The organism is Bradyrhizobium sp., from assembly GCF_049581145.1.
Classification (GTDB): Bacteria; Pseudomonadota; Alphaproteobacteria; order Rhizobiales; family Xanthobacteraceae; genus Bradyrhizobium.
The window spans coordinates 1-3,518 of record NZ_JBAURI010000791.1; the positions used below are offsets into that span (position 1 = coordinate 1).

Consider the following 3,518-nt stretch of genomic DNA (forward strand, 5'->3'; position numbering starts at 1 on the left):
GAGGGAGCCGGCCGCGCCCGCGCTTCGATGATCGGAAAAGTCACTGTTGGCGGAGCGCGATCATGAGGCGCAGGCCGGCGTCATCGGGAGAGGAGAGAGGCAGCCCGGCCTCTGAAGTCGAACTTCAGAGGCTGCGCCATTGGAATCAGGATTTCGCGTTGCGGCTCACTCAACGCGCCGCCGATTTCTTCGCCGGATGCAGCCGGTGATGCGCGGGCTGATAAGCCAAGGCGTTCTGCGGCGCAGTGTAGAAGGGATCGCGCGCACAGGTGCCGTTCTGCGCCGAGGCTGAAGCCTGGCATTGCGCCATGGTTTCATAGCCACAGCCTCGCATTCCAGAACTGTCTGTCTTGCAGTATTCGCCGGCAAGAGCGGGCGTTGCCATCGCGAGAAGCGCAAGCGCGGCCGCCGCCGTGGTGATGATTTTCGACGTCGTTTTCATCTTCTGTCTCCATTTCAGCGAGAGGGCGCACGATCAGCCCTTTCGCTTCAAACCCGTCCGGGTCTGATGGCGCGTTATGCCGCCGGATCCGCGACGGCCGCATTGCGCTAGATCATTCACGAAAGCGTCACGCTTCGACAAAAGATACAAACGTTGCAGCCATCATCTTCGTCGTCTCCATCGCGCGTTGCCACGCCGATCCGTCTTTCGCATGCGCCAGGACGGCGCGCGAAAGCCGCCCATGCGATGAATGAGATTGTGGTGTGTCATGGCGCACGCCGTGGCGCCGCTCACGCGCCACGCCAGACCATCACGCCGCGTTGACGATCGCCTCGATCGCGCGGCTGTCGTGCGTGCGATGCCTGAGGCACGCATCAGCCATGCGATGCATCGCGACGTGGCTATTGCGCAGCAGGCCGACAGTCTTCGCGCGAGGTTATCGCCACGATGACCGAAGCGCGGTGCGCGCAGCACGGCAGCGTCCTCGTGCGGCCCGCGGACCTGCCGGCGCCGAGCCGCAGGATCGCCTTTGACGAGTGACGCGCACACACCGGATTATCGCTGGCTGCTCGATCGCGACGAGCGCCCCTGGTATCCGACGGTTCGCTTGTTCCGGCAGAGCGAAACACGCGACTATGTGAGCGTGCTCGACCGGGTGCGGACCGAATTGCGCAAATTGGTTGCCGCCAGATAGCCCGGGCGCCGACGGCAGCGGGTGCTGCCGCCTGCGAGCTGGGCCTCCTCGCGGAGCGGGACGCTCGTTCCGTCGTCTTCGCGGCTTAACCCGCCTTTTTCCGTGCCGGCGCCGGCGGCGGCGGATCGATCTCGGCGATCCTGCTCAGGCAGGCGGCTTCGGACTCATGCGGGCCCGAGACGAAGGTGCCGCTGACCTTGGTCGAGTACCAGCCGGATTCGACCCCGAGCCGCAGCGATTCTTCGGTCTTGACGTGACGAGGCGAGAGATTTTGCATCAGGCGCTTTCAGTTGGCCCGTTCGATCTGGATGCGAACGAGCTGGATAACGTGCTTTGGTGAGCGAGCCTGACCATGGGTCTTGCGTGAGACCGGTTGCCTGGCCTGAACCGGGTCCAAAGCTTGCGCGCGTGGCCATGCGCGCAGCCACGCGGATCGGCGCAGCAGGATCTCGGGTTGTTTGGACATCATCGCACCGTGCGCGCTTCCGCAGCAATTAGCCATCGTTTTCTCGGATGGCCGGCGGTATCTGATCGAATCATACCGCCGAAGCCTTGCATTCGATGGTTTCGTCGCCACTTCGCACAGATGGCAGCCCGGAGAGGCATTTCGAGTGAAGATTCGCGTCGGATTCGAAATGCTCTATGACTTCCCGCAGCCGACGCCGATGATCGCTGTGTTGGGGACGCATTTTACGCGCGCGTCCGATGTCATCGTGCCGGATTTCCTGACCATCAGCCCGGACGTCGAGATCTCGCCCTATCGCGACATGTTCGGCAATTGGTGCAGCCGCATGGTTGCGCCGGCCGGCCGGGTGCGCCTGGCCGCCGATGGCATCGTTCGCGACAGCGGCCTCCCCGATCCGGTGTTCGCCCGGGCGTCTCAGCATGCGGTCGAAGACTTGCCCGCGGACACTTTGGTGTATCTGCTTGGCAGCCGCTATTGCGAGACCGACCGGCTTTCGGAAATCGCCTGGCAGCTGTTCGAACGGACGCCTCCGGGCTGGGCGCGGGTGCAGGCGATCTGCGATTTCGTCCATCGTCACATCGCCTTCGGATACGAGCACGCCCGTCCGACCAAGACGGCGTGGGAAGCCTATAACGAAGGCAAGGGCGTCTGCCGCGACTATGCACATCTGGCTATCGCGTTCTGCCGCTGCATGAACATCCCGGCGCGCTACTGCACCGGCTATCTCAGTGACATCGGCACGCCGCTGCCCTGGGCGGCGGGAGATTTCGCCGGCTGGTTCGAAGCCTATCTCGGCGGCCATTGGCACATGTTCGATCCGCGCAACAACGTGCCGCGGATCGGCCGCATCCTGATCGCGCAGGGACGCGATGCCGCCGACGTTCCGATCACACAGACCTTCGGGCCGAACACGCTGGCCAGCTTCCAGGTATGGACCGATGAGATCGCCGCATGAGCGAACATGACCCGGCGCTCAGCGCCGAAGAATTCGCCTCCTTGATCGAGGTGAGCAAGGGAGAGGCACAGCGCGAGATTCCCCAGTTGCACTGGGAGCGCCTCGTCGGTCTGGGTTACGCGGTGAGGCGCCTTGGAGAGCTTGGGCTGACGGCGTCCGGAATGCGACGCGTGGCGGCGGGCAAATAAAGCTTCGGTGGCCCGACGAGCGTCGTCAGCCGCAGATGCGGAAATTGACCTCGCCACGAGTCCAGCGGCTTTGAAGGAATCGGTCGAGCCGGCTCAATCTGATTCGCCCTGTGCCGTCTCATTTCGAGAAATATTTTTGTTGCACGCCTTGCCCGCATCAGATTCGCAGCTCTTGCCGTCCCCTCGCACATCAACCGCGAACATTGGTGGACGGCAGCAACGGTGCGACCATTGAGGGTACGCGGAGCGGCGGGCAGGCGAGTGGTTCCTATGCTGTCCAAGGGGCATACACCCTCAACGGGAATTCCCGTTGCGGTTATTTTCCGGCATGTCATGATCGCGAACATTGTCGGCTGCGAAGTCTTGGGCGTCGACGGCTGAGAGACCCCCGGGGCTCCCACTCATCCCGGCCGGAGATGTCCATGGACGACGCCCCGCGTTCCCTCAATCTGCTGCTGGCAAATCTGAGCCCTGGTGATTTTGACCTGGTTGAACCGCATCTGCGCAGCCTCGAGCTGGCTCGTGCGGTCGTCGTCGCGACGGCAGGCGATGAACTGAAGGACGCTTACTTTCCCCATAGCGGAATCATTTCGCTGGTCGTCCGGCTCTTCGAGGGTGAAACGACCGAGGTCGCGATGGTCGGCCGGGACAGTATCTTCGGAGCGTCTGCCGCCTCTGGTAGACCGATGGCCCTGGCAACCGCGATCATCCAGTTGCCGGGCATATGCTCGGTGATTGCGATCAAGGAGCTGTCCGAAGCCGCCGACCAGAGC

At 63.3% G+C, this 3,518-nt stretch carries 6 protein-coding genes; 4 read left to right on the top strand and 2 right to left on the bottom strand.

Annotation, left to right across the window (positions count from 1 at the left end; all coding sequences use genetic code 11):
• Positions 1 to 169: 169 nt before the first annotated feature.
• Complete coding sequence (locus tag WCB02_RS26070) at positions 170 to 442, bottom strand: DUF3551 domain-containing protein (protein WP_423962641.1); 273 nt, start codon at positions 440 to 442, stop codon at positions 170 to 172.
• 529 nt (positions 443 to 971) lie between these two features.
• On the opposite strand from WCB02_RS26070, the gene WCB02_RS26075 reads away from it, so the two are divergent.
• Positions 972 to 1,136, top strand: a complete 165-nt coding sequence (locus tag WCB02_RS26075; RefSeq protein WP_423962642.1) for a hypothetical protein — start codon at positions 972 to 974, stop codon at positions 1,134 to 1,136.
• Positions 1,137 to 1,221: 85 nt separating this feature from the next.
• On the opposite strand, the gene WCB02_RS26080 is transcribed toward WCB02_RS26075, so the two are convergent.
• Positions 1,222 to 1,413, bottom strand: a complete 192-nt coding sequence (locus tag WCB02_RS26080) for a hypothetical protein (protein ID WP_423962643.1) — start codon at positions 1,411 to 1,413, stop codon at positions 1,222 to 1,224.
• 334 nt (positions 1,414 to 1,747) lie between these two features.
• Here WCB02_RS26080 and WCB02_RS26085 point away from each other — a divergent pair, with 334 nt between their 5' ends.
• The 3 genes from WCB02_RS26085 to WCB02_RS26095 form a co-directional block, all read left to right on the top strand.
• Positions 1,748 to 2,557: a transglutaminase-like domain-containing protein gene (locus WCB02_RS26085; protein WP_423962644.1), complete on the top strand. Its 810-nt coding sequence runs from the start codon at positions 1,748 to 1,750 to the stop codon at positions 2,555 to 2,557.
• Positions 2,554 to 2,745, top strand: a complete 192-nt coding sequence (locus WCB02_RS26090; protein ID WP_423962645.1) for a hypothetical protein — start codon at positions 2,554 to 2,556, stop codon at positions 2,743 to 2,745. The genes WCB02_RS26085 and WCB02_RS26090 overlap by 4 nt, the downstream gene beginning before the upstream one ends.
• Before the next feature lie 422 nt (positions 2,746 to 3,167).
• Positions 3,168 to 3,518: cyclic nucleotide-binding domain-containing protein (locus WCB02_RS26095; RefSeq protein ID WP_423962646.1), on the top strand; the 351-nt coding region annotated here is incomplete at its 3' end.